Genomic DNA, 25,725 nt, shown 5'->3' with positions numbered 1-25,725 from the left:
GAAACCCAGATCCTGCGATTGGTATGGTCGAGTTCTACCGCAACGAGATCGCGGGCATGCGGCGATCCTACTACGTCCCGACCCTACAACACAGCGCAGCGCCTCACTCCGTAAGCTGTTTCTCGACCGCGAAACTGACCCGCGTCGCAGACAACTGATCGGCCAGCGAGATCGGCCATTTGCCGGCCGGCTTGAAGGCTTCGGCGAGTGCCGCCAACTCCTCGAGTTGCCCCTTCTCAATGGTCAGGCCCTTCCAGCCCCCCTTTGCGCCGGTGACATCCAATCGCTTGTAGTCGTCGAGGACGAGAACTTTCCCGTCCACAAAAATATCGAAGCGCTCCTTGGAGAACTCCTTCGAGCCCAACGAAGAATAAGTCAGCGTGCATAGCGAGCCATCGCCGTAACGCACCGTTGCGACGAAATTGTCGTCGCGGCGCCAATGGCCGCTGCCTGGTACAATGGACCGGGCCTGAACCTCTACGGGCTGGCTGCCGGTGAGCGCGTTGAAGAGATCGTAGATGTGGCACGCTTCTCCGATATTGCGGCCTCCGCCATGTGGGCCATGCACCCAATGATCTGGGGGAATGTACCCCGCATTCATGCGGTAGTTCACGATCAACGGCGACAAACGGGTCTTGAGCACTTCGCGCGCCGCAGTGACAGCGGGCGCGAACCGCCGGTTGAAACCCGTCATCAGAAGCGGTCCGTTCGGGTTTGCCGTGTAGAACGCCTCGATCGAGTCCAGGCCTTCCTCGGTCATCGACGTCGGCTTTTCGACGAAGACGTGCTTGCCGGCCTTCAGCGCCGCCAGTGTCATCTCGGCGTGCAGGTCGTGCCGGGTTGCGATGAGGACGAGATCAATATTGGGATCGTCGAGAACAGACTGAAAGTCGGTGCTCGCCATGCTGAAGCCGAAGCGCTCGGCGGCCGTGCGCGCAGACAGGCCGGTGCGGCTCACAACGCTGCGGAGGTCGAACTTGTCGCCGAGCTTCTTCAGATTGGGCAGGTGCATGCCCTGCGCAAAGCTGCCGGCGCCGACAACCGCGATCTTGATGCGGCCATCGACCGGCTTCGGAGGCGCGATCTGCAGCACGGACCGCACGGCCTCTTCGCGGTGCGGATACTGCAAAAGGACCAGCAGCGGCTTCTCGCCCTCGCCCGCTAGCTTGCCATATGCCTCTTCTGCGCGGTCGATCGCATAGGGCTCCTGCAACATGTTGTCGAGTCGAATGCGGCCGGCCGCGATTAGCCGGAGATATTCAGCCATGTTGCGGTTCTCGGTCCAGCGGACATAGGCGAGCGGATAGTCTCCGCCCTCCTCTTCATAGACGGGATCGTAGCGTCCGGGTCCGTAGGAGCAGGAGATCAGGACATCGAGCTCCTTGGTGTAGATGTCCGACCGCGCCATGTTAAGGCCGACGTCGCCGACAATTACCACCCGTGCCTTCTTGCGGCAGGATTGAAACGCCTGCGCAAGAATGTCGCTGGACGCGGATGCCGCCGTGATGATCGCGGCGTCGGCGCCAAAACCATCGGTCAGCTTGACGATGTTATCGACCAGATTGCCTTCATTCGGATTGATGCCGTGATCGAGGCCGTTTTCCAGCGCGGTTGCGATGCGCTTGTTGTCCACGTCGGCGCCGATGACACGGCAGCCATTGGCGGTCAGGAGTTGCGCCGTGATCTGCCCGAGAATTCCGAGCCCGATCACGACGATGGTCTCGCCGAGCGTGGGCTGCGCGCGGCGCACGCCCTGCATCGCGATGGCCCCCAGCGTCACCGTGGCGGCGCCGTCGAAAGAGACTTGCTGCGGGACCGGAACGCAGAGATTGACCGGGACATCGATGACCTCGGCGTGATTCGCAACGCCTGCGCCGGCACAGGCAACGCGATTGCCGACCGCGATCCCGTCGACATCCGATCCGACGGCGATTACTGTGCCGGCGGCCGAGTAGCCGGTGGGCAGTCCCGCATCGAGCTTGCCCTTGACCTGCTTATAGACGCGCGCCACGCCCTGATCGCGCATGAGCTGAAGCACCCGCTTGACGTGGTGCGGCTGCTTGAGGGCGCGGCGATACAGCGGCAGGCCCGACATCTTGACGCCGGCCATCTCGGTGCCGACGCTCACACATGAACGCTCCACCCGGACCAGCACGTTCTTCGGACCGGCGACGGGCGCCGGGACGTCCTGCAGGAAGACCTTGCCCGAACGGACCAGAAGCTGCTTCACGACCATACTCCGCGCGTGTCGATTACCACCTTGCCGTTTAGCTCGGCCGGCTCGATTTCATTGTAGGCACGATGATTGACCAGCATTACGACAATATGCGCTTCGGCGATCGCCTGAGTGACCTCATGGATCATTCGGACGTTCTTGTGCGTAGCAAGCTTTCCCGGCAGCAGCGCGGCGAATGGCTCTGACACCAGCAGTTCGCAGCTGTTCCACTCAGCCACCACTTCGGCGATCTCGAGCGCCGGACTTTCGCGGAAATCGTCGACGTCGGGCTTGAAGGCAAGCCCGAGCGTCAGCACCTTCGGGAAGGCGCCGACCGACCGCGCGCCGGCGATTGCCGTCTTGATCTTCTCGAGAACGTAGGACGGCTTGCCGTCGTTGACTTCGCGCGCGGTGCGGATCAGGCGGGACTCCTGAGGCGCCGCCTCGACGATGAACCAGGGATCCACCGCGATACAATGGCCGCCGACGCCCGGACCCGGCTGCAGAATATTGACGCGCGGATGATGGTTGGCGAGCCGGATCAGCTCCCAGACGTTGATGCCGAGCTTGTCGCAAACGATCGACAGCTCGTTTGCGAAGGCAATGCCGACGTCGCGGAATGAGTTTTCGGTCAGCTTGCACATTTCCGCCGTGCGGACGCTAGTCTTGAGCAGGCTACCGGTGCAGAAGATGCGATAGAGCTCCTCCGCGCGCGCAGAGCACTTGGCCGTGATCCCGCCGATCACCCGGTCATTCTCGACCAGCTCGACCAGCACGCGTCCGGGCAAGACGCGCTCGGGACAATAGGCGATGTGAACGTCGCAATCTTCGTCTCCCGAAACAGGCATGCGCAGATCGGGCCGCAGTGCTGCAAGCTGAGCTGCCATCCGTTCCGTCGTGCCCGGCGGGGAGGTCGATTCGAGTACGACGAGGTCGCCGCTCTTCAGGACCGGCGCGATTGATGCCGCGGCGGCTTCGACATAGCTGAGGTCTGCCTTCCCATGATGGAATGGCGTCGGGACGGCGATGATGAAGGCATCCGACGGTGCAGGCTTCGTAGCCGCGCGCAACTTTCCAACCTGGACCGCCCGCGCGGTCACCGCATCGAGGTCGGGCTCCACGATGTGAACCTGGCCGCGGTTGATCTTGGCTACGACCGCCTCGCTGACATCGACACCCACGATCGAAACACCTCGCGAGGCGAGCACGACCGCAGTTGGGAGCCCGATATAACCGAGCCCGACCACACAAATCGCTTTTAGCTTTACGTCGCTCACAGTTGGTCCTCGATCACCTTGCGAATTCGCTTTGCGGCGGCGCCGTCGCCGTAAGGATTAATCGATTGCGACATCCGCTCATAGTGATCGCGGTCGGTCAACAACCTGGTTGTCTCTTCGACAATACGCTCCCGGGACGTGCCCACGAGAATCACCGTCCCGGCGTCGACTGCCTCGGGACGCTCGGTGGTTTCGCGCATCACCAGGACCGGCTTGCCCAACGACGGCGCCTCTTCCTGCACGCCGCCGGAGTCGGTGATGATGAGACGCGAACGCTCCATAAGAGAGACGAACGGTTCGTAGTCCAGGGGAGCGATCAAGTGAATCCGCTTCTGGGCTCCGAGCAAGCGCTGGACTGGCTCCAGAACGTTGGGATTGGGGTGGACAGGATAGACGATCTGCACGTTGTTCCGTGTGACAATCTCGAGCAGCGCATTGCAGATATTTTCAAATCCGTCACCGAAGTTCTCCCGCCGATGTCCGGTCACGAGGATCAGTGGAAGATCGGGATCGAGGTAGCTGAAACGTCCGCACGATTCCGCGCCGACAGAGGGTGCATTCCTCAGCCGCTCCACGGTCTCCATCAACGCATCGATGACGGTATTACCAGTCAGATGGATATGCGAAGGATCGACCGCTTCAGCAAGGAGATTCTGCCGCGAGCGCTCGGTTGGCGCGAAGTGAAATCGGGTCGCAAGGGTCGTGACCCGGCGGTTCATCTCTTCCGGCCAGGGCGCGGACAGCGAGCCGGATCGCAGACCTGCTTCCACATGCCCCACGTGCAGCCTGCGATAGAACGCGGCCAGCGAACCGGCAAGGGTAGTCGAGGTATCGCCGTGGACAAGAACCAGGTTCGGCTTCTCCTGATCCAGCACCTGCCCGATCCCTACGAGAAGCTTGGCCGTAAGTTGGTCCAGCGCCTGGTTCGGTGACATCAGGTTGAGGTCGTAGTCGGGCTTGATTGCAAAGAGATCCAGCACCTGGTCGAGCATGCCCCGATGCTGACCCGTCACACAGACCCGCAAATCGAGACTTTGGCTGCGCCGCAGCTCAGTCACGACCGGCGCCATCTTGATGGCCTCCGGGCGCGTTCCAAATATTGCAATGACTTTTCGCATCTTCGGGTTTGCTGTCCGCTCACGCTCACCCGGGGAGCCCCGGCGGCGCTGTGTAACCAGTCGCGCTGAAATATACAAACTCAAACAGGAGTGGAACCCGACGAACCGCCGGGAACCGCCCCCCCAAAAAAAGTATTAAAGTCCAAATAGTTAGACGGACTTGCGGCGACCTCCGCAGTTAGCTCGTCTCGTCTTGAGCGACACTGCGATCCGACCGGCCCGATTCTTCGGGTTTCCCAGGGCATAGCCGTTGCAGGGCTTCTAGCATGCTGTCGGCCAGGGCCATGCGCTCGTAGCGCTTGCCCCCGGTAGCGGCGTTAGCTGCAAGCAAATGCCGGCGCGCCGGATCTCGTGCGAATGCGCCGATGGCGCCAACCAATGCTTCGACACTATCCGGCTCGATGATCTCCGCGGCGCCGAGCGGCTCCAGCAGACGTTCCAGCTCACCGAGCACATTGGTGATGATCGGTGTGCCGGTCGCCAGGGCCTCAAAGACCTTCGATGGCAAGACCGTCCTGAACAGCGGGGTGTTCTTCAGCAAGACCAGCGTGACATCGCTCAGATGCCAATAGTCGATCGTCTCATCGTGCGAAACACGACCGACAAACACCACATTCCGCAGTCCCCGGCGTTCGGCCTGTTGCTGCAGCTCCTCGCGCTCCGCACCGGATCCGACGATGATAAATTGCGCCTCGGGAACGCGGCTCAGACACGCGTCTGCCGCGTCCAGGATGAGCTGCAACCCGTGCGCCATGCCGACAGTGCCGATGTACGAAAAGACGACCTTGTTCGCGACTTTAAGCTTCTGTCGCAAGGACACTGGCGCGCTCCCTGGGGCGAGCTTCGCGGTGTCCGCTCCATTGGTGATGACGACAATCTTGTCGGCGTCGAATCCGCGCGCCACCAGCACATCGCGGGTCGCATGAGTGACTGTAACGATAAGATCCGAGCGCCTATAGAGAAAGCGCTCCACACGCCGGATAAGATTCACCAGCCGCCCTTCCTTCATGGCGCCGACGGCGACAATGGAGTCCGGCCAAAGATCGCGCACTTCGAAAACAAAGGGTCTCCGGTGAATCCGGCCCACGATCCAACCTGCGATTGCGGCAAAGATGTGTGGCGACGTCGCAATGACGACGTCGGGCCTCGCAATGAAAGCCGAAGCAAGGCTCGCCGTCACGACGAAGCTCGAATAATCGAGTATTCGCAGGATGGAACCACGATTCGGAAACACCAGCGTCGGTACGCGCAGGACGTCCACCGTTTCGTAGATCTCACGCTTGTAGAGCGATTGCCGATAGCCGCCGAACACCTTGCCGTCCGGGTAATTCGGAAAATTGGTCACCATGGTGACCTGATGCCCGCGCTCGATCCAGCGCTTTGCGTGCGTGCTGCAGCGGATGGACGCTGCACTCGCCTCGGGGGGATAGTGATCGCTGACGAAAAGTATGCGCAAATCAGAACTCGAACCGGGTTTCAACGTCCATTGGTAGCCCCCCCGTATAGCTCCATGCGAGGACCGGTCGCAAGATTCGCTGGCCAAAGCTCGGGGCATAATGCCCTTCGCTCAGTGAGAATTGCGACGCTCCACTGGCTGACACACGAATCCGCTGTCCGCCCGGCAACTCGATTGACCAACCCGGCCCCTCCGGGAGAACGCCCCCGACCAGGGGGTGCAGCGGAAAGCGACCAACGATCGCGTGGTTTCCGTCGCCGGTGACACGATCCCGAATGACCAGCGAAGTCGGAGACACCGTCACGCTGCGATAATGGACGGGGCGGCCGGGCAGCCAGCGATAACCGTCGTGGCTCGCAGAGGCCGACTGGATTTCGCCGGTCGCAGATACCGATCGGCCGAACGAATGCGCACGCCGCCCGACGCGGAAACTCGCCCACACTTCGGTGGAGTTTTCTCCATCAATCTCGACGGTGGCGTGCGTGCCGGTCGATCGCTCTTCGTCCCGAATAGCATCGTGGGCATAGGACGACGTTCCGGAGTTGGTGATCAAGCGCTGATCGTCAAACGACACTTCGAGCGAGAGCGTGTCTGCATGTGCATGTCCAGGCAGGTAGGAGGGACCGACTTCAGCAGCATCGAAGATCGCAAGCCACGGACCCGAGCGCAGCCGCACGTAACCGCTGTCGGCCAACAAGCGACCTGACGCCTCGCCCCCGCTTCGCGTTACGTTGAGCGACTGGGCATAGTCGGCAAGCTCCCCTCGCGTCCTCGCGATGCCGAGCGCTGCGTCATTGAAGAAGGCGATTTCCCCGTCCGGATGGACCATTTCACCCAGCCAGGCCAGCATACGCGCTGCCAGTACCGGCCATTGCGACGCCGCTTCAGCGAGCTCTTGCGGATAGATCTTCGAAAGCTGAACGAGATCCAGCACGTCCTCGAGCAGGATGGCGTGATACATCGGACTGAGTTCAAAGTGGCCGCCGTCCGAAAGCACCTGCTCTCGCCACTCCCGTTGCAGCAGATCAAGGCCGGTGCGCCGCCATCGGTCGGCTTCCGCTCCCGAGAAATAGCAACCAGCGAACACAAGAGCCTTCGCGTTGGCGAGCAGATGGTTGCCCAGCAAATGATATTCGAGCGAAGCGCTCAGCGCGCGCGCCTGCGTAGCCAGACTGTCGCGTGCGGCAGAGCCCAGGTCATTGCCCGAGAGCGCCCATGCGACCCAGTTCACGATGCGCAACGACACCGGGTACGGCTCCCAGCCGTTTCCCGTCATGGGACGATTTTCGGCGATCCAGGCGTTGATCAGGTCGCGATGCCATGATGCACGAACCTCGGCTGCCTCGGCGCGCAAATCATCGAAATAGTGCAGGTTGTACAGCCACAGCTTTGGCATTGCCGCATTGTTCCAGCCGGTAGCGTCCCGCAGCTCCGCCACCTGCCCGAGAATCCGGAAACGCCGGGGGGACAGCATGCTGGCCGGCCGTCCGGGAGCGTTCCGCCATGTCGCCGCCGGCACGCGCAAACCGGGCGCGGGTCCCTGCGAAATTCTGGCCGGAAACATTCGCCGTGTGATGCGATTGACGATTTGTTCGGGACGCAAATGGCGCACCGTACGGATCAGGCGCGCAGGATCCTCCCATAGTTTCCCAAACATTCCACATCCGGCTTGATTTCGCCCAGCGCTGATAGCATTTTCGGCGCCGAGTTCAATAGCGCGGCCGTCGTGAGACAGCGCGCTTGTGGCTTGCCGATCAAGCGCGAAGGCCGATGGTACCGGGGCGCTGGCAGCCCGGAGGCTTCGGAACTCCGGCAAGTCAGCAGATCGCCGGCCGGCCTTTCTTGTGCCAGCCTCGTGGCGGGGATACAGTTGCGCTATGATGAGTACGCTCCTATGAACAATCGGGTCGTCCGCGATTTCTGGAACGAGGCGGCCTGCGGCGAGGCGGCCTATGCCGTCGGCATCGACTCCTCAAACCGCTTCTCCAGCCAGCGCGAGACGAGGTACGAGCTCGAGCCGTTCATCGAGCCCTTCGCCCGCTTCGCAGAGGGGCACCAGCAGGCTGTGCTCGAAATCGGCGTTGGCATGGGTGCGGACCATGAACAATGGGCGCGCAGCGGGCCCGCTCGCCTTTGCGGCATCGACTTGACCCCGCGTGCCGTCGACCTGACACGCGAACGTCTCGCCCTCGTTCAACTTGAATCTGAACTCCAGGTGGCCGACGGGGAACGGCTTCCTTTTCCGGATGCGACGTTTGATATCGTCTACAGCTGGGGCGTTCTGCACCATAGCGCCGATACACCCCGGGCGTTCAAGGAAGTTGCACGGGTGCTGAAGCCCGGGGGCTCTGCGCGGATCATGATCTATCACAAATGGTCGATAGTCGGTCTAATGCTCTGGCTTCGCTACGGACACTTGTCGTTGAGCCTTGCCTCGATCTATGCGAACCATCTCGAAAGCCCCGGTACCAAGGCCTATTCGACGAAGGAGGCAACCGCGATCGTCGAAGCCAGCGGCTTGCGGGTGGCCAAGATGGTAGTCGAGCTGAGCCCGGGTGACTTGCTCTCCGGCGCAACGGGCCAGCGTCATCGCGGAAGTCTGCTGTCGATCGCCCGGCGCCTTTGGCCGCGAAGGCTCCTGCTTGCTGTTGCACGCCAGCTCGGCCTCTATCTCATGATCGAAGCGATCCGTCACTCGGAATAGGTTGCCGGAATATCTTGCTCCCGGCGAGGTTTCGCGGCCCGCGCCGAAGTTGGCGCGGCTGCTTTGCAGACCATCCGGAAGACTGGAATGCGGCGAGGTACCCCGCGTCAAATCATTGCGTCAGAGATCGGCGGAAAGGCCGGACCTGAAGCTGTTGAGAAGCAGCCAGACACAGACAAATCCAGCGCTTGTGCTCTGAATCCACGCCAGACCAACGGTACCAAACTGTCCGAACAGCGCAACCGAGAGCACGACTTGCAGAGTGGCCCCGCAGAGCCAGGCCACGACCTGCGACCAGGGAAATCCGCTCGCCGACAGAAACTGGGAGGCTGCGGAGGCGACGCCGATGAAGAATACACCGGGAAGCAGCGCGAGAATGATGGCCACGGCCGGCTCGTACGCGTTCCCAAAAACGATCGTGACCATCGCGCTCGCCAGCAAGGCGCAGGCCGTGCAGGCCAACGCCATCAGTAAGGTGATTTGTAGCAACGCGACCTTGTACTGGTACCTGCGCGCCGGACCTTTCGCGCGCACGAGCGCGGGAAACAGCAGAAGGCCGATCGTCGAGGGCAGGACCAACAACGCGTCGGCGATCTGCGCCGCGATCGACCAGTAACCGATATCCGCAAACTCGCCGAAGTGCCTGAGCACCATGACGCTCATGCGGCCCATGACGAATCCCAGCAGAGTCGCGACATGAGCCCGCAGCGCAAATGCGATACCGTCCCGAAACAGCCCGAGGTCGAAGCGGCGCGGAATGTCGACGCCCTTCGCCAGAACAGCCCAGGCGACGACACAGGCGACGAACGAGGCGACGACCGCCGCAACGAGAAATCCTCCGAGTTGCGGAGCAAGCCAGGAGGCAGACAGCGCCGCTCCGACGGCAGCGACGCCGTTGAGAATGATCAGACCGTTGAAGGTCCTGGGCCGATTAAGAGCAACCGCGATATTGGACAGGTAAAGGAAAAGGAGCAGCGACGGTGTCAGAGCCATTAGGATGGCGACGCACATGAAGCTCTGCTCGGGACCGCCGGTCGCAAGATCGAATGCGATGACGCCCGCGGCAGCGGCAACACCGGCAAGGACCGCAAGCCACAGCGAGTTGGCCATGATCTGCGCGAGCAGCGCCGGTGTCCGCGCAATCAGGTAGGTGTTGCTCGACTGGATGCCGAGGGAGGCTATCTGAAGTGCAATCGCGGCAAGCGTCACGATGTAGTAATAGCGCCCGCGCTCGACGGGACCGAGCATGCGCGCGGTCATGATCGCCACGCCGAAGGAGCCGAGAATGGCGAGGCCCCGCGCCAGCAGCATTTCGGCGTATGTATGGATCAGGGAGAGCACGAGATATCATTCCCGTCTGGCTTGATCGCTATCACCAGCCTCGCCGGCAAGGCTCCCTGCTTCCGCCACACCAGCCGTTGGGACGGCTCGACAACGCCGTAGCTCGGAGAGATCGACGTGGGCTCGATCGTCAGTTCCCAGCCGTCATCGGATGCCGACAGGGAGAACAGGCGTCCCGCTGAAGCGAGGCGGACCGCAGCGCCGCTGCGCTCGACACTGACGGAAGGCGCCAAATGCAAGGGTACAACGATCTGGTGCTCGCCCTGGCCATTGAAGGTATCGACGATCTCGAGCCGGCCCGATCGCCTGTCCAGGCTGATTTCGCGCCCAACGTCGACGCCGAGGCGCCGGTAGCCCCGGTGCCTGCCCGCAAACAGGTCCTGCTCTTCGCTGGTCCGCCAGGTCGTGCATTCGGCTTGCGCATCGTCCTGGAGGTTCCAGAGATTGCCGGGATCGAAGCGGTTCATCTCCGCACCGCCGATCCCCGGCGTATTGTGGGACGAGGTCGAACGAAACTCGTTTCGCTTCTCGAACGAGGCCGTGTAGACGAACGAGCCGCGGTCGATGACGACTGGCGCGCCGGCGAGCCAGGCTTCGAACGACAGCGCATCATTGTGTCCGTGGCCGCCGCGGCCGGCGAGGCCGACCGGGCCGCAATCGATGAATACGTGATGATTCCCGGCGCGCATCACATAGGCACCGCCTAGCGGGAAGGCTATCGACGACGCAGGCGAGCGAGCGGTTGGCGCGAATGATGCGGCCAGTTCGGGCCCGACCACCCAGACGAGTTCGGAGCGAGGCCCCTCCGCTTGCGCCGCCAGATCGTTATCACCGAATGCGAGCGCGATCAGGCTGACCAGATAGCGATGGTCGCCGAGTTTCTGCCCACCAAATGGCAGGGCTCTTGCGTCGTCGGCATCGCCCCACAAAGGGCTGGTGCCGTCGCGACGCGAATAGGCGGCGGCAAATCGCGCCATCGCGCGCAACCGCTGGACGTAACTGTCCGACAGGCTGGCGCCGCATGCCTTGCGGAACAGTGCCGGCCACAGGAAGAGCTCGCAGACCAGCCGGTGATAGGGCACCGACGCCTCGAAATCGACCCCGTCGGGGAAGACCTGTTTTTCGATTTCCTCTTGCAGCCCTCGCCAGCCGGCCTCCTGCCAACAACCGGCATTCCCAACGTCGCCGAAAAAATGGCCGGCCATCACCAGGCCTGCAAGATCCGCGGTGTAGTGGTTGCCGTTGACATCGGCTTTCTCGATGTGCCTGAGCGTGAAGTCGCCATGGAGGTAAAGGCAGGCCAGAAACTTCGCGCGAAAGTCCTCGTCGCACCACGAGGGGCTGTTCGCGAAGACATGAAACAGCCAAGTCCAAGTAAAAAGCCGCATCGCGGCTTCCATCGTGCAGGACCAGTTCACGGTGTAGCCGAGCGGATTGCCGTCCATCCACTCCTGCAGGATATCGCGCGCGGCGATGGCATATTGCTCGTCAGCGTCCAGCAGGTAGGCCTGTCCCGCCGGGATCAGCCATTGCAGCCGCGAAATCTCCCAGGGCACCTTGACGTCGCTGGGACGCTCGCGGTTCACGTAATCGATCGATCGCGCGAAGCCTCCCGGCCACCCCATCCCCACCCGGTAATCGCGGGCCCAGTCGATCGGCCTGCCGAGCGCGACCGGCCCGGTCCCGAGCAGGTCGACCGTTCGTGCGCAAGCAAGGCGTGCGGCGTCTCGAATCCGCGCGCTCTCGCCAGGCTCGACGCGGTCGAGGGCCGCGGGATCCATCGCCGATTTCCAGGCCGGATAGGGGCGCTGGCGCAGCCGTGTCCACAATTCATCGATGGAGGAGGCCCGCGCCATCGCAAGCAGCCGCCCGCGCGAGAGGCTTCGCTCCCGCATCGGCGCAAGCCAGCGGTCGAGCTCGCGCTCCCCCTCCTGCCAGGCGCGGCTGGCAACGTAGGTCGGAGATTTGCCGAGAATTCTCCTGGCGCGGCGCGCCGCGTCAAGCAACCGCATCGGACAACTGCGATGTATCGACCGCCTTCCGATCGATCCACAAATCATACCAGGCGGTCAAATTGTAGATCGCCCAGATATACAGGCTGGTATCGGTCCGCCCCGTGAAGTGCCAGTCGAACAGCTTCTCGATATAAGAGGCATTCAGGAAGCCGCGCCGCATCAACCCCGAAGAGAACACCGACGTCCGGACCGCACGGCCGAAATCGCTGCGCATCCAGTCACTCATCGGCGCGCCGAAGCCCATCTTCTTGCGGTAGATGATGTTGTCGGGGATCAGGCCCTCGACGGCCTTCTTCAGAAGATATTTCGGCTCGCCGCCCTTGGTCTTCCATTCCTCGGGAATGTCCATCGAAAACTCGACGAGCTTGTGGTCGAGGAAGGGGACGCGCGCTTCCAGCGACTCCGACATGCCGATCTTGTCGACCCGCATCAGCAGCAGCTCGGGCAAGCGCAGCCTGAACTCGCTGTGGATCATGCGCGTCAGCGGATCAAGGCTGGGGAACTTGGCGTCCAAGGGATCCATGAAGCTGCGGACGATATTGAAGCTGTCGAGCTTGAGATATTCGGGATCGAGCAACCCCGTCGCGTCCGCGTGATCGTCGTTGGCGGCCGCGATGGAGGCGGAGTCAACGAGCTGCCTCTTCATCAGATCGGGGAACACCATCGCGCCGGACCAGAAATGCTCGCGGCTTCGGGCTGCGCGATCGATGACGTCAGCATAGACCGGTAGCTTTGGATGAATCCCCGAAAGCAGACTGGCGGTGCCCGCCGCAAGGCGCTGCGCCGGCTGCGGCAGATACTTGCGGAACGGCGCCCAGTATTTGTGATACATTTTTAGGTACGTCATGTAGCCTGAATAGCCGCAGAACTGCTCGTCCGAGCCTTCGCCGACCTGGACCACTTTCATGCCGTTGTCGTGCGCGAGCTTGGAGACGAAATAGAGCGGGATGCACACCCAGTCGGCGATCGGCTCGTCTTGCGAGTGCAGCATCTGCGGCAGGTAGTTGATCATGTCCTTCTTGCTGATCCCAATCTCATGATGATTGGTGCCGAACTGCCGTGCGACCTGATTGGCCTGCTCGTATTCGTTCAGATGCCTGTAATCGCTGAACCCGATCGTGAAGGTCTCCACGGGGCGGCTGGAGAATTCGCTCATCAGCGCCACGTTGGTCGATGAATCGACGCCGCCCGACAGGAAGACGCCCATCGGCACGTCCGACATCATCCGCTTTTCCACGCTGGCGCGGAGCCGGTCGCGAATGCCGCTGACGTAGAACTCCTCGAGCGCCGCCTCCGAAAGATTGGCGGTCTCGCCCGGGTCGATGCCGCGTCCGGGCACCGCGTCCCAGTATCGCGAGACCGTCGCCTTGCCGGAACGATCGATCGTCATGCTGCATCCGGCCGGCAGCTTGTAGATGCCGCGCATCATCGTCAGCGGCGCTGGCGTCGTCAGGAACGACAGGTAATGATACATCGCCGCGGTGTCGATCTCCCGCACGAAGTCGGGATGCTCGACCAGCGCCTTCATCTCCGAGGCGAAGGCGAAGCATCCCTTGATCCGGGCGAAATAGAGCGGCTTGACGCCGACGCGGTCTCGCGCGAGCGATAGCAGCCCCTTTCGCTCGTCCCAGATCCCGAACGCGTAATCGCCCTCGATCCGCTCGAGGAGGCCGTCGAGGCCCCACTCCTCGTAGCCGTGCACCAGCACCTCGGTGTCGCTATGATCGGTACGGAACTTGTGCCCACGGGCGACGAGCTCGGGCCTGAGCTTGGCGTGATTGTAGATCTCACCGTTGAAGGTGATGATGACGGCGCCGTCCTCGTTGCGCATCGGCTGCGTCGCTGCGACGTTGAGGTCGACGATTGAGAGACGGCGGTGGCCGAGCCCGATTCTGCGGTCGTCGGAAACCCAGCCGTCTCCGCCGTCCGGCCCGCGATGCGCCATGGCGTCGCGCATGCGATCCAGGACATTACGATCGACCCTGCCGGCGTCGCCGTAAGATAGCAAACCCACTATTCCGCACATTCAGAACAATCCCCTTGGTTCGGAGACGAGATCATGCCGCATCGCGATCCGGCCGGCGCACGAGCAACCCGTTACGGGCCATTGCGGCGAGGATAGCATCGACATGCCGCTTCCAGGTATAGCGATTCAGGACCTCGGCGCGGGCCGCCTTCGCCACCCCGGTGGCCGCCGGCATGTCATCCACGACCCGCCGCAACGTGTCCTTGAAGGCCTGGGCGTTGCCCGGCTCGTAAAGGAATCCGCAAGGCGCTCCCGCCCCCGGCGGTAAGGCCCCCAGCCGCGTGGCACCGCGTCCGGCGATGACATCCTCGATCTGGCCGAGCGCCGATGCGACGATCGGCTTCTCCATCGCCATATACTCGAACAATTTGGTCGGCGACCCAAAAAATCCGGAGCCGTCCGCGTTCGGCACGTGCGGCGAGAGCAGCAGGTCCGCGCAGGCCAGATATCTGGGGGCTTCCGATTGCGCCACCAGTCCCGTCAGCGTGACAAAGCGTGCGACCTCGGGCGGTCCGACCAGCCGACGCACCTCGGGCATCTTCAGACCGTCGCCCACCAGCATGAAATACAACTTGCTCCGCTCAAGCCAGGCGGCCTCGTTGCGCGCGAGGTCACTGATGCATTCGGCGAGAAATTCGATGCCATGCCACTGCCCGAACGTTCCGATGAACCCGGCGACCAGCGCATCTTTCGGGATATCATGCTGCCGCTTCAGATCGGCGAGATCGTCCGTCGAGAATCTCGTGGAATCAAAAGCGGCCGGATCGACGCAGTTGGGATAGACGAGAATCCGGCTATCGGGAATTCCTCTCCGCTTCAGCTCCTCCCCCAACTCGTCCGAAACGGTGACGATCAAATCCGCAGCCTCCAGCGCGACTGCTTCTGCTTTCTCAGCGGCCCCATGCAGGCGGAGCCGCGTTCCCCAATTCGCGGACGCCCAGGCCTCGGATCCGTTGAATTCGACGACGACCGGCACGTTCAAGCGGCGCCCCAGATGAGGCCCGGTGAAATCGTGCAGAGAAAATCGCTGATAGATGAACGACCATGGATTGGAGCTGTGCAGCGGAACGATCCTTTTCTCGATCGCCTCCGCATATGGATAGAAATTCAGCTCTGCCGGCATCGCAAGCAGCCCATCAGGCTGCAACTTCAGCCAGCGCGCGCCCACGCGATCCGTGGGCAGCGACTTGAGACTTGCGTAATCCACCTCGAAGGCGTTGTCGAGAAATCCGCCGATGACGCCCGCCGTGTGACCGACCGAGCCACCGACGGCCGCGCCAAGCGAGATGTTGGCATCGAGATAGAGAATGCGCGCGCCGCCGCTGGGAGGAATCTGGCGGGGCATCGGCAACCGTCTCATCGCCTCTCCCTCCCGCAAACGGCGGACAAGAGCACGGCGGGACGATAGCGTATCGACGCAGAGCTGCAGCAAGTTCTGCAGCCCGCCAAGCCGCCCGAGCGCTTCGACCCGCAAATCGGGCCAGACAACCGCAAGTGAGCCGACCCGGGTCAATGCAGCCGCGATCGAGAGCGGTGCAATCAGCGCCGTGGAAACCTCGCTTTCCAGCGCGATGACCAGCTTATCGGCACGGAGACTGCGCAGCTTCCGAAGCGCCGCGACGGGCGACAATTTGCGCAGGTTCGCCGCGTCATAGTAGCTGTCCACCGGTCCGCAGACCTCTGTGATTCGATCGGCAAACGATCTCGTCACAGGATGGAAGCTCATGACGATCAGCTTGGGTCTTGTGGAAAGGTCAGGACGCATTAGTTTCGCGGACGGGTTGGACATCTGGGTCAGGCTATACTAGCAATAACGCGTCAAGACCAGCGTCCAGGAGCCCCCCGCGAGGCTCGCCCGCCGCAGGCCCAAGCCATTCAGTTCCCGTCATTTTACCGGGGCTCCAAGACCCCGCACCCCCGCTAAAGCGCCGCCGATACGGTTTACGTGCTTGTCATCCCCCTTGGTCGCCGAGACGCACTCTCTCGCGCCATCGCTCGTGTTGGTGGAACGACTCATCAAGCCATCGTGCGAACAACCGGACGCCAGGCAATTGAGCTGCCCCGCCGTTGCCTTGATATCGTGACGCACGTCGATGCCAGTGCACCAGGCCGCGCTGTTCGGCAGATCCTGACCGCGATCGCGACAAAGGACCGGTGACTTTGCGCGGCTGCTGACGAGGTCTTCAGCAAACCACCTCAACCGCCGCACGCGTTGAACTTCCGTAGCTCTCAGGATAGGTTGTTTGGGGGTTGTTAGAGTGAGATTGGGAGTAATGGCCGAGTCCGTCAGTTCAGTGCATCGCGGGCTTGCCGGCCTGCTCGATCGAGTCCGACAGCGGCCGCTACTGCTCGGGCTTCTGATCTGTCTTCATGTCGTAGTCTGCGCCGCCTCACTTCACATTTCATTTCCGTTCTATCGTTCGGAATATGTGATGTACGACCCGGCGGGACTCGCAAACGCGATAGCGGCGACCGTGAGCTTCTGCCTCCGCTCTTCGTTTTTACCCGCTTCAGCTTCGGTTATCTCTGCGGATTCTACCTGTTCACCATGGTTGCTGGCTTTCTCTGGCTGAACTCCTTCTCGAAGCTTCAGTACGACCATGTCGCCGCAGGCATCTCCGCCGACTTGTCCTGCCTGACCTTCCTCCTGCCTGCTCTTCTCACCACTCTCCGGATCGGGCGCCTATTCGAGATCTTGGAGCGAAGCTTCGAACGCGTCCTCTACGTCATCGTTGCATTCTGTCTTGGAACGTCGATAGCAGCGGCCACATACGGCTTCCGCGTCGTCGCGATCGACGACATCTACCGAAATCGCGCCGAGCTGCAGTTTCCGATTGCGCTGAACTACGCCATCGCATCGACCACGGCAGTGCTGATTCCGTTCGCCTATGCGTGCTTTGCCCTCCGGCGTCGATACTGGATGGCGGCGGATGCTCGCCATCGCGATCTCATTTTATCCGAGCACGTTCACCAAGATCGCGCTGTTCACGCGGGCTTGGCTGCTTTTCATGACGTTGCTTTCGATATTCCTCGGACGGATCGCAACGATCCTGTCCCTGTTTTTGCCGGCTCTCGCCGGCGTGCTTCTCATCATCACAATCGGCGAGCCGATGAGGCTCTTCTTCGGCATCGTAAATGCCAGAATGCTCAGCGTTCCCTCGGTAGCAATGGATGTCTACAACGAGTACTTCGCTCAGCACGAGCTGACCCACTTCTGCCAGATGTGGCTCCTGAAGCCGTTCGTAAGCTGCGCACTGAAACAGCAGATTTCCGTCGAGATGAACAGCACCTACCCGCTAGGTTTCCTCAATGCTTTCCTTTGTTTGCCACGGAGGGCATCGCATCCGTCGGCCTTTGGGCAGCCCCCTCACGACGTTCGTCTGCGGGCTGATCATCGGTTTCGGCAACCGGCTATCTGCAGGCCTGTCGGAGCGCTTTATCCTCATATCCCATCGTGCCACAGGTTATCACAAACGTCCCACTCTCGACTGTGATACTGACCCACGGCCTCTGGCTTCTATTCCTGCTCTGGTACTTGACCCAGCGAACGCTGTTCGAAGGTCCGGCAGAACCCTGAGGCCCGGTCGCGCCCAAGCTCGATGCGCCGTGACGAAATCGTTCAAGCGGGAAGAACCTTCGTAATGGTCTAGGCTCGCCGGCCGGCCGGCTCGAACCTGCCGGCTCTTGCCAGGGCGAGAAGGATCTCGACAATGACACCAAACAGCAAGACTAGAAAGATCTTCACCGGGAAAAGATAGACATCGGTGTAGTGAAAAAGAGCCGCCTGCCCGAGAAAGGTGACAACAAACGCGGCACTCACGCTGAATACCGCATCATAGGACGACCAGCCTGCAGAGTAGCGTACAAGTGAAAGCCGCGCCCAGGCGAAAGCGCCAGAAACGACGATGAGAAGGTAGATCATCTTGTAGGCGGTGAGCGCCTTCATCACCTTCTTCAGATAGATCGTGATCACTTCGATCGGATGGTGAAGGACAATCTCGAAATACCTCCGCTTTAGTATCGAATAATATTCGGCCGACAGATACAGCGTGCCGGGGCTGACCTCCTTGACCGCCCGGACACCGTCGTCATCGCTCCACACGATTCCGAAGGGATTCTCAACGGCCCCCAGGCCGATATACAGATTGTGCCATGCCCCGTGCTGCTCCATCCGGGCGGACGGCGCGATATCAAAGAAGGCATCGCGAGCGCGAAGTATGGCGTATGGCGCCCAGATGGTCATAACTGTTGCGCTGGCAACGACGAGATGGGCCAGCCCCACCCATCGCATCTTCATGAGCGAACAAGAATAACTGACACCAAGGGCAAGTAACGCAGCTAAAACCCCCATAAGCCCGATCGCCTCGCGGAAAACCATTCCGCCAGCGAGACCAAGCACACCGGCGATCATCCATAACGACCAGTTGGCACGCGACGGGCCGGTGCATGGTACTCCGAGAACGGCTAAAGGCAGCAATGCGACCAAACAGGCGACACCTAGGTGGCCTGGATGCGGCCCGAGCGCATGATGCTCATTGGCAATCAAGGGTCCCACGATCAGGACCAGAAACGAGAGGCTGGGCAAACGCATGCATAAAAGCAGACCAGCCAGACTTACAATCCCGATATAGTTCAAGATAGTATTCACTCTCGAAACGTCAGTTTCGGTGACGGCCGCACCGCTAACGACCGCATAGAGATCCAAGACTAGGGGTGGGCCGGGATCGTCACCTGGCGAGAGGTCCGCGATAGGCAAGAGACGACCCCTTTGACAAATCGCCAGGATGGCCTTCGTTGTTCGCGCACAATCAGCACTTTTCACCCATACCTCAGCAGAGTACCAGGAATGATCGAGCGTGCCGGCCGTGTTCAAGGAACGGAGAAACCCTGGAACGCAAAATAGTATCAGAGCCGCCAGAAGCAGCGTGACCTTGATCGGTCCGCGGTCCAGTTGTGCAATAAGCTTGCGCAATTCAGCCCCTCTCCGCTCAAAATGCATTATTGATGACTAGCGCCGCACGCCGGCTCAAGACTGGTTTGACGATAGACGTAGGCAATAACGCCCCCCGCGCTGCCTTCCGCAACATACTGATTGTCAATTGCCGGCCCAGGCATGATCTCGCGCGGTGGTCGAGCTCGCACCAGCAGTGCTGGATGTTCAAAAACCTTGCATCGTGCAAGCGACGAGAGATAACCCTGATAACGTTCGATGACCGGACCGACACTTTGCTCGAGCTCTGCCTGGCGCACCTTGCGGTTGTCGCTTGCCGGATACCATGCATCGCGAAAGCTGAACAAATAGCTCAGATTTGCTCCAGCCCGCTGCTGGATTTCTGCGCCCAGCAATTGCTCCGCCATCTCGGGGCTCACGTCGGTTCGGAACCAGTGCTCAAAAAGCGCATTCTCGTGTCGGCTGGGATCGGCGCTCTTAGCCTCTGGCGCCATGTTCGGAATGAAGTCCATAGCTACCCGGTAGAAAGTGAGGACGACATTGTAGTGGTTGCTCGTTCTGACCTGCAGCAGCGGTGCAATACCCGCGTCATCCAATACCAGGCTCGCCTGCCTCGCCGTATCGGCGTCGACAGCCTCCAACGCCCGGACGATGGCGATGGACTCCATGTTGTAGGCCCGCCAGGCCGAGAACGAGGTCTTCTCCGCCCGGACGACAACGACAGCAATGAGAGCCGAACATATCCATAACACTGGTGCAGGAAACGACAGCCGCGTAGTGTAAGAGGGCGCCATGATGGAAAGAGCCGCGATAACACCAAACAAGAGTATCGGATAGCTAACAGTACGTTCCCAATCTCGCGCGCTGAACATCACCCCGGTTACGATCTGCTGATTACTCAACAGCAGGGGCATGATCAGACAACCGAAGGCGAGAAAAGCCAACGGCTCCCTGCATCCTCTCAAGATCATCCAAAAGCAAAAGCAGATACCGAAGGTGAGACTGCCGATGACGGCAGGCGTTATGATCGGCAGACGCGTTTGGTAGGTAAGGCCGGTGAGCATGCCCGTCGTCGTCTGACCGCCATTGTGATCCCAATAAACCGCGCTGAGCGACACCAATGTGGCCCCCAGCAAACCGACTGCAATTGGGATGGCCGAGATCTGCCTGAAATATCCCTGCACCAGCAGGAATCCGCCGGCAATCGCCGCCACCGGGAGCGTCACAAAGGTGTACCCGATCGGAAGCAGGGATATGGTGATGACCGCTGCCGCAAGAGCTGCTCGTTCGCGAATTCCGGTGACGACGGCGAATCGCGCGAGCAGCCCAAGACTCAGGAACATGACCACAAAGCTCACCTGCGGCTCCGGCGTCCTGAAGACGGCGAGGAAGCTCGTCTCGTAGGACGGGACAAGCTTGGGATGAACCAGCCCTACGATCTGGGAAAACCGCGAAATATTGAACTGACCCGACGTCCAAAGAATCAGATTGCCCAGCGAAAACAGATCGTTCGAAAAAACGAGCAGCAATGCCGCCAATACCCTTGCGGACCGGCTGGACACGACCTGTCCGACAGCAAAATAGGCGACGCAGCTCGCCAGGAATGGAAACACGAAATCCGATGCGGCCAGCGTCGCGTCCAATGAGGATGCACAGAGGCGGTAAATGGTACTGAGCGCAAAGCCGGACAGCGCGCGCGTCGACCTTAGCGTTCCCAGCAGCCAGCTCAGAACATAGGTGTCCTCGTCATAGGCACCGTGAAAATACCGAAACTCGCCAATTTCCCTGGCGAATTGCAGGTGCGGCCAAAGCCCCAGAACGCCGACGAAGGTCGCTACCAGGCCGGCTGCCAGCAAGTCAGCCCGCGACCAGGCGCAAGGCACTGGACAGTTCTTTGTCACGTCGACTTCCAATTGATGGCATCCATAGATCGCAACGCGTGGAGCGGATAATCGATCATGTCCCGGCCTTTGCGAGCGTCCGTTTCAGGTCCTCCTGCGCCGCCAGCAAGCCTAATACGTCCCCCAGCGCAAATACTGCATCTGCCGTGCCCATCATCTGCGACAAGAACGCACCAAGCTCGAGCCGCAAGGTGCTGTTCATCGCCGACATGCTCTCATCAAGCGCGTGCGGCTGGCCGTTGATCGTCATCAGCCCGTGGACACCACTGAAGTCGACCGACACGTGACCGGATTCTGTCCGGATATCCAGCAGTCTTCGACGCGCCTTTGCTTTGGTGTGACAGCGAAATTCGTGGCGCCCTCCCCGATCATCGTGGAATTCGATCCATCCTTGACCGCCATCCGGGCTCTCCTGCGCTGCCCCGATCCGAAGATCGGCCTTAGGGACAAAGACCCGGAAGATCGAAAAGGCATGAGGCAACAAGTCGTACAGCAGCCCTGTCTCCTCGTGCCGGGTCTTTGTCGCGCCATATCGCACTTCGTTTTCGACGTCATCCCATATCAGCGTCATCTCTGCGCTAGCGCCGGCGAGTTCCTCGGACAATTGATGGAAGGCCGGCAGATAGGCGAATTCCGTGCCCACCGCGAGGATGCGCTTCGTGTGTTGGGCCGCCGCCACAAGCCTCCGTCCGCTTTCCGGATCCACACCGAGCGGCTTTTCGACAAGAGCGTGCAGACCATGGCCGAGCGCGTCCATTCCGTCGCGCACGTGATCGCGTGGCCGGCTCGAAATGATCGCCGCTTGCGGCTGCCGATCGACAAGCATGGCCTCCGCAACTGTCGGCACGACCGTCAGGCCCGCGAGCTCAGCGCGCGAATCGGCCCATACGCGCACCTCGTCGGGCCGGCTGCGGGCGGCCAGGACGATGCCGTCCGCAGAACCGCGCGCGGCGACGACGACCGAAAGCCAAGTCCGCCCCCAACGACCGCCGCCAACGATCACAAGCGGAACCGGCAGGGCCGCCGCGCGCCAGAAGTCAGCCAGTTCCGAAGCGATCGCGGTCAGATGCGTCTCTCCCGCTTCAGGACGACGGCTTCACGCCGCTGAGGTAATATTGAGCGCCGAACGGAAGATGCCCCAAGAACGAGTCGAGGCTGCTGAGAAACGGGCCGGCCGGCGGCACTGAAATGATCGTCTTCGTTTCGACCTTGGCAAAGCCCGCGTCCACAAACATTTGCCGCAGCTTCCCGGGCCGCAACAACACCGCGTCCTTGTCGATGTCGCAGCTCCTAACAATGTACTGGGTCGCCGGGTTATAGGGATTGTGCTCGAACACAAGCACCAGCCCCCCAGCCTTTGTGACGCGAAACATGTCCGCGACGAACTCCGTCCATTGCGGCGGCGGCACATGATGCATGACGCATACGGTGAACACGATCGAGAATTGCCCGTCGCGACAAGGCAGCCGGGCTCCGTCAAATGTCGAATAGTGCACGAAAGGATGCCGCGCCGCTGCAAGCTCGACGCTCTGCGCCGATACGTCGATGCCGTGCAGTTCGCGGAACTTTCCTTCGAGGCCGGGATGATACGCGCCGAGCCCGCAGCCGAGGTCCAGAACATCCAGCTCTGTCAGATCAGGAAAATGCTCTCTGCCGAGCCGCAAGATGTGCTCGCGCTTGATGTCGATGTAGAATGAGTGCTCACGCCCGGCAAAGGCAAGCGCCGAGTTGATTTTTTCCTCGTAGTCGCCGGTGACGTTGTCAAAATCCGCCGCGACCTGTTCCTGCGTCACATGAGAGATCTTCTGCTCGCTCATTCCGAATCTCCAGTCGCAACAATACGCTCGCGCCTGCCGCCGGTGCCAAACACCCAGCCGCGCGTCAGGAAGAAATTCAGCACGGGAATGATCACGCAAACGCCGATCGCGCCGGCCAGGTAGGGCCAATGCAACAGGTCGACTGTCAGCGCCATCACGCCCCAGGAAACCACGAGCCCCGCGAGGGACATGACCACAAAGCGCGCAACCTGATCAAGGGAATCGCCATCGACCCGAAAGGTGAAACGACTCTGCATCAGGTACGAGATGGCGACCGATACGGCGTACGCGCATACCGATGAGACGACTGGCGTCATCACGGACGAGAGCACGAACGCGTTTGTCAGCACAAAGTACACGAGCGTGGTCGTCGCGCCCGTCAAGCCAAAGCGCGGGATCAGGCGCACGGAGGATGAAGTCACCAGTGCAAACAGGCCGCCGGCGCGCGTTTCGGAGGTGGGCGCATCGGTCATCACCAGCCGGCCCTTCCAAGACTCGCGATCAATCTGTCGCATGGCCTCTTTTCCAGCCGATCATCGGAGCAGATTCCGTTCGACGCTGTCGATTTGCTCATTGAAATTGACCAGATCGGAAATGATCGTCGGCGGCCGCATGCGAACCTGATCGTAAATTCGCCCGACATAGATACCCAGCACACCCAGGAAAAGGCTATTCAACCCTATTCCGAACAGGATGAGAATTTGTGTAGTCGTAAATCCCGGCGGAACAATCTGGTGAGAAAACAGTCTGACCATGAGATAAAAACTCGCGAGCAAGACGGCAGCCAGTGCGATCACCAGGCCGATATAAAACGACAACCGCAAAGGCAGGCTTGAGTGCGCGATGATGCCGTCCATGGCAAGGCGCACCAGGCTTCCAAATCGAAACTTGCTTTCGTTGTGCAACCGCGCGGCGCGATCGAAGGGAATGCCGGTCTGGCGTCTGGCGAGCGAGGAAATGAGACCGCGCAGATACATGTGCGGCTCGTGAATCGGACGGAGCCGCTCAATCACGGATCGGTCGATCAGCCGAAAATCGCCGCCATCCGGAATGAGATGAGGCCCGCCAATCCGACGCATGAACCGGTAATATGCCCGCCTGCCGCGCCGCAGGAGCAAGCTCTCTTTCCGGCTTCGCCGCACGCCGACCACGACGTCAAACCCTTCGCGCCATTTTTGCAGGAAGGCAGCGAACATCGATGGCGGGTCTTGAAGATCAGCGTCGATCTGGATTGCCGCCGCTCCGCGCGCCAGCCGATAGCCTGTCAGAACGGATTGCTGAAAACCGAAGTTTCTTGCAAAGCGGGCGACCCGCACGGCCGGATCGAGGGCGGCAATGCTGGAGAGCTTCTTGAAGGTGCTATCGGTGGAGTGGTTGTCGGTAAACAAAAACTCGAACTGATAATCCTTCAGCTCTCCCGTAACCCGCTTCAGCTCCGCATATGTCCGGTCGACGTTGTCTTCTTCATTGAACACGGGGACGATGATCGAAATGAGAGGCCTGCTCGAGGACTCAGATCTCCCATCCGCGGATTCGGCGTTTTCACCTGTCGTCGTTTCAGCCATCAAAGCCATTCTTGTCACGCGCAGCACTAGGCCCGCTCAAATTCCTCTGGCGAAAATAGATCGATGATCTGACCGCCATATCCCTGCTTGCGCATGTACCCCTGAATTTCACCAGAGATGTGCCAAGCCAGATTGAGAAGCGGCACATCCCGATTCGGCCGCTTGTCGAAATCATCGTCGGAAAGAATCGGGATGCGGGTGCCCGGGATGTAGTGCCCGATCTTCATCGAGCCCGGCTTCTCGTAGACCGCCTGCAGGGTGGACTGATCGAGATCGAGCAGCTTCACCAGGATAGCCGCGCGGCCCGGAAAGGCCTTGCCGACGAGTGGACCATGGCGAGAAACGGCCGCTTCGATTTCGGCGCGCTTGCTCTTCTGCCACGCAGGTATCCGCTTCGCCATGTCGAGCAGGCGCTGCTCGAAGCCGCCTTCCACTGCGTCCACCTTGGCGAGTTCGGGAGCAGCCTGCTCCTCACCGTCCCCTCGCCGCATCATGACCCGGATGTTGCCGCCATAGCGTGCCGGGAACTCCAGTGCCTCGATCCGCGCCTGAAGCGATTTGGCGATGTACCGGAAGGACGTCAGACTATAGGTGCGCGGATGCTCGTGATAGAACGTATCGAATTGATAGCGATCGAGCACGGAGCCGAGATAATGGTTCTCGATGACCAGCAGCGTGGTCGGCCCCATGAGGGCGCCGACGGCCGAGAGAACGCTCCGCAGATCCTCGATATGCGCGAAAACATTGGTGAACGTGATGATGTCCGGCAGACCACCGCTCGCCGCAATTTTTTCAGCCAGCGAAGGCGCGAAGTAGTCCTGATAAACCGTGTGACCGGCCTGCTTCGCGTCTGCGGCGGCGCCGGTCGGCTCGACGCCAACGGTTCTCGCGCCTCGTTCCCCGAAGGTCGACAACAGGCTGCCGTCGTTGCACCCTACGTCGAGTACCAACAGATCTTTCAGTGAACCGACCTGCTTTTCGCATCGCTCCATCAGCTGACGCATTCCGTTCAGCACATCTGCGGTGTGCCGTGCCCTGTAGTGGTACGTACTCGGAAACAACGTCCGTTTGGGAACCTGATACGCCTGGTGAGCCGTCTTACAAGTCGGACAAAAGACGATATCTATCGGATATGTTTCAGGAATCCCCGGATTCCCGACCGGCACGAGATCGTCGCACAGCGGATGGCGTCCAAGATCCAGCACATCCTTGAGTTCGGACCCGCCGCACACCTCGCAGCCTTTAATTGTACGCGCCATCTATAGTTCCAAATCGGGGGAAGTAAGTCGCCTTATAAGTGAAGTCCGCGACATTGCAAACGCGCCATTCGATGTCACCG

At 60.9% G+C, this 25,725-nt stretch carries 18 protein-coding genes; 2 read left to right on the top strand and 16 right to left on the bottom strand.

Translation table 11 applies throughout. The annotated features are described in order from the left end of the window. Positions 1–103: 103 nt before the first annotated feature. From ABIC03_RS10775 to ABIC03_RS10755, 5 genes are all read right to left on the bottom strand, one after another. Positions 104–2,230 (bottom strand): bi-domain-containing oxidoreductase, encoded by a 2,127-nt coding sequence (locus ABIC03_RS10775; RefSeq protein WP_354057910.1) that lies wholly within the window; start codon positions 2,228–2,230, stop codon positions 104–106. Beyond that, positions 2,227–3,492, bottom strand: coding sequence for a UDP-N-acetyl-D-mannosamine dehydrogenase (wecC, locus tag ABIC03_RS10770; protein WP_354057908.1), 1,266 nt, complete (start codon positions 3,490–3,492; stop codon positions 2,227–2,229). The genes ABIC03_RS10775 and wecC overlap by 4 nt, the downstream gene beginning before the upstream one ends. Beyond that, a complete protein-coding gene (gene wecB / locus ABIC03_RS10765) occupies positions 3,489–4,610 on the bottom strand; it encodes a non-hydrolyzing UDP-N-acetylglucosamine 2-epimerase (protein ID WP_354057906.1) in 1,122 nt (373 codons plus the stop codon). The genes wecC and wecB overlap by 4 nt, the downstream gene beginning before the upstream one ends. 178 nt (positions 4,611–4,788) lie before the next feature. Beyond that, the gene (locus ABIC03_RS10760) at positions 4,789–6,066 is read right to left on the bottom strand and encodes a glycosyltransferase family 4 protein (RefSeq protein ID WP_354057904.1); all 1,278 of its coding nucleotides are present in this window, start codon (positions 6,064–6,066) and stop codon (positions 4,789–4,791) included. Position 6,067: 1 nt separating this feature from the next. Then, positions 6,068–7,723, bottom strand: a complete 1,656-nt coding sequence (locus ABIC03_RS10755; RefSeq protein ID WP_354057902.1) for a heparinase II/III family protein — start codon at positions 7,721–7,723, stop codon at positions 6,068–6,070. A 90-nt stretch (positions 7,724–7,813) separates the two neighbouring features. On the opposite strand from ABIC03_RS10755, the gene ABIC03_RS10750 reads away from it, so the two are divergent. Beyond that, positions 7,814–8,770 (top strand): class I SAM-dependent methyltransferase, encoded by a 957-nt coding sequence (locus tag ABIC03_RS10750; RefSeq protein WP_354057900.1) that lies wholly within the window; start codon positions 7,814–7,816, stop codon positions 8,768–8,770. 120 nt (positions 8,771–8,890) lie between these two features. Here ABIC03_RS10750 and ABIC03_RS10745 read toward each other — a convergent pair whose 3' ends face one another. From ABIC03_RS10745 to ABIC03_RS10730, 4 genes are read right to left on the bottom strand one after another with little or no spacing between them, the layout of a single operon-like run. Beyond that, positions 8,891–10,111, bottom strand: coding sequence for an oligosaccharide flippase family protein (locus tag ABIC03_RS10745; RefSeq protein WP_354057898.1), 1,221 nt, complete (start codon positions 10,109–10,111; stop codon positions 8,891–8,893). Further along, positions 10,099–12,123, bottom strand: coding sequence for a heparinase II/III domain-containing protein (locus ABIC03_RS10740; RefSeq protein ID WP_354057896.1), 2,025 nt, complete (start codon positions 12,121–12,123; stop codon positions 10,099–10,101). The genes ABIC03_RS10745 and ABIC03_RS10740 overlap by 13 nt, the downstream gene beginning before the upstream one ends. Next, positions 12,110–14,152, bottom strand: coding sequence for an asparagine synthase (glutamine-hydrolyzing) (asnB, locus tag ABIC03_RS10735; RefSeq protein ID WP_354057894.1), 2,043 nt, complete (start codon positions 14,150–14,152; stop codon positions 12,110–12,112). Before asnB ends, ABIC03_RS10740 begins: the two co-directional genes overlap by 14 nt. A 31-nt stretch (positions 14,153–14,183) precedes the next feature. Next, complete coding sequence (locus ABIC03_RS10730) at positions 14,184–15,320, bottom strand: glycosyltransferase (RefSeq protein ID WP_354057892.1); 1,137 nt, start codon at positions 15,318–15,320, stop codon at positions 14,184–14,186. A gap of 1,380 nt (positions 15,321–16,700) precedes the next feature. On the opposite strand from ABIC03_RS10730, the gene ABIC03_RS10725 reads away from it, so the two are divergent. Then, positions 16,701–17,543 (top strand): hypothetical protein, encoded by an 843-nt coding sequence (locus ABIC03_RS10725; protein WP_354057890.1) that lies wholly within the window; start codon positions 16,701–16,703, stop codon positions 17,541–17,543. Between the two features lie 255 nt (positions 17,544–17,798). On the opposite strand, the gene ABIC03_RS10720 is transcribed toward ABIC03_RS10725, so the two are convergent. From ABIC03_RS10720 to ABIC03_RS10690, 7 genes are all read right to left on the bottom strand, one after another. Further along, positions 17,799–19,124: a hypothetical protein gene (locus ABIC03_RS10720; protein ID WP_354057888.1), complete on the bottom strand. Its 1,326-nt coding sequence runs from the start codon at positions 19,122–19,124 to the stop codon at positions 17,799–17,801. A 26-nt stretch (positions 19,125–19,150) separates the two neighbouring features. After that, positions 19,151–21,016, bottom strand: coding sequence for a hypothetical protein (locus tag ABIC03_RS10715; protein WP_354057886.1), 1,866 nt, complete (start codon positions 21,014–21,016; stop codon positions 19,151–19,153). A gap of 43 nt (positions 21,017–21,059) precedes the next feature. Continuing rightward, positions 21,060–22,007: a Gfo/Idh/MocA family protein gene (locus tag ABIC03_RS10710; protein ID WP_354057884.1), complete on the bottom strand. Its 948-nt coding sequence runs from the start codon at positions 22,005–22,007 to the stop codon at positions 21,060–21,062. 79 nt (positions 22,008–22,086) lie between these two features. Beyond that, positions 22,087–22,821, bottom strand: a complete 735-nt coding sequence (locus tag ABIC03_RS10705; RefSeq protein ID WP_354057882.1) for a class I SAM-dependent methyltransferase — start codon at positions 22,819–22,821, stop codon at positions 22,087–22,089. Next, positions 22,818–23,336 (bottom strand): GtrA family protein, encoded by a 519-nt coding sequence (locus ABIC03_RS10700; protein ID WP_354057880.1) that lies wholly within the window; start codon positions 23,334–23,336, stop codon positions 22,818–22,820. The genes ABIC03_RS10705 and ABIC03_RS10700 overlap by 4 nt, the downstream gene beginning before the upstream one ends. Positions 23,337–23,354: 18 nt before the next feature. After that, a complete protein-coding gene (locus ABIC03_RS10695) occupies positions 23,355–24,386 on the bottom strand; it encodes a glycosyltransferase family 2 protein (RefSeq protein ID WP_354057878.1) in 1,032 nt (343 codons plus the stop codon). Positions 24,387–24,412: 26 nt separating this feature from the next. After that, on the bottom strand, positions 24,413–25,645 hold the full coding sequence (locus ABIC03_RS10690; protein WP_354057876.1) for a class I SAM-dependent methyltransferase: 1,233 nt from the start codon (positions 25,643–25,645) through the stop codon (positions 24,413–24,415). Positions 25,646–25,725: the final 80 nt, after the last annotated feature.

The sequence above is a fragment of the Bradyrhizobium sp. RT6a genome (assembly GCF_040547675.1).
GTDB lineage: Bacteria > Pseudomonadota > Alphaproteobacteria > Rhizobiales > Xanthobacteraceae > Bradyrhizobium.
The sequence above is the reverse complement of the archived record's forward strand: the minus strand, read 5'-3'. Positions and strand labels throughout refer to the sequence as shown.